This window comes from Chryseobacterium sp. DZ-32 (assembly GCF_059587025.1).
On the sequence record NZ_JCAIOM010000042.1, the window covers coordinates 1 to 1,431 of the forward strand.

General features: G+C 36.3%; 2 protein-coding genes. Both read left to right on the forward strand.

The window, feature by feature from the left end:
• Positions 1-45: 45 nt before the first annotated feature.
• A complete protein-coding gene (locus AC59HC_RS22950) occupies positions 46-573 on the forward strand; it encodes a helix-turn-helix domain-containing protein (RefSeq protein WP_496559449.1) in 528 nt (175 codons plus the stop codon).
• The gene (locus tag AC59HC_RS22955; RefSeq protein ID WP_496559450.1) at positions 561-1,403 is read left to right on the forward strand and encodes an IS3 family transposase; all 843 of its coding nucleotides are present in this window, start codon (positions 561-563) and stop codon (positions 1,401-1,403) included. The genes AC59HC_RS22950 and AC59HC_RS22955 overlap by 13 nt, the downstream gene beginning before the upstream one ends.
• The last annotated feature ends 28 nt before the right edge of the window (positions 1,404-1,431 follow it).

Genomic DNA, 1,431 nt, shown 5'->3' on the forward strand with positions numbered 1-1,431 from the left:
TGGACTGCCCCCAAAAAGTTAGACACTTTTTAGGGGCATTTTTTTATGTATAGAAAGGAAAAATTTAGCGTTGCTTTTAAATTAGAATGTATTAAACTTCACAAAAATTCTTATCGCTCGATTGAATCTATAGCAACCGAGAAAGGATTTGATGAAAGCAATCTGCGCAAGTGGATCGGTTTTTATAACAAGTACGGAATCTCGGGACTACAACCAAGAAAAAATAGGAGCTATTCCCTGAACTTCAAGCTTAAGGTTCTAAAAACCATCGAAACAGAACATATCTCACAAAGAGAAGCATGTATCCGATTTGATATTGCCGCTCAGTCTACCGTGCTGAATTGGCAAAGGGATTACGAAAAAAGTGGTATTTTGGGATTAAAGAATAAACCCAAAGCAAGCCCTTGCATTATGAGTAATTACAAACGTAAGAAAAGAAAGTCTGATAAGCCATTGACCAGAGAAGAAGAACTTTTATTGGAAAACGAAAGACTGCGAGCTGAAATTGATTTTCTAAAAAAGTTAGACGCCTTAACTCTCAAAAAGAACAAGCAGAGGCCATCGAAGGATTAAGGCGAAAATATGACCTGTCGCTCCTGCTGGATTGTACAGGTATGGCCAGAAGTAGTTTCTATTATCATCAGAAAGCTCTTGATAAAAAGGATAAATATAGAGAAGTAAAAATTTTGATAAAACAGATTTATCATAGACATAAAGGGCGGTTCGGATACCGTCGTATCACTTTGCTTATAAAGCAACAAGGGATTGTAATCAATCATAAAACCGTCTTAAGATTGATGAAGACCCTGAGATTGAAAAGTATCATTAGGGTGAAAAAATACAGCTCTTACCGGGGAGAGCAAGGCAGGATAGCACCAAATATTCTGGAGAGGAACTTTAAGGCAGATCAGCCAAATAGAAAATGGGCCACTGATGTGACAGAATTTAACGTCTCGGGCAGTAAATTGTATCTTTCACCAATAATTGACCTTTACAATGGTGAGATCATCAGTTACGATATCTCGGAAAGACCTGTCTTTGGACAGGTTGTGAATATGCTCAAAAAAGGGCTCAGAAAAATCAAGACTACTGAAAACCTCATTATCCACTCTGATCAAGGCTGGCAATATCAAATGAAAGCCTATCAGCATCTGTTAAAAGAAAAAGGCATCATCCAAAGTATGTCCCGCAAGGGAAACTGCCTGGATAATGCAGTAATAGAAAACTTCTTTGGAACTTTAAAATCTGAAATGTTCTATACTAAGAAATTTAAATCCATTGATGAACTCAAAAAAGAAATAAAGAAGTATATCAATTACTACAACAACGACAGGATAAGACTTAATCTAAAAGGAAAGAGTCCGGTAGAGTACCGAACTCTTTCATATAATAATATTGTTTAATTTTGTCTAAACTTTTGGGTGCAGTCTA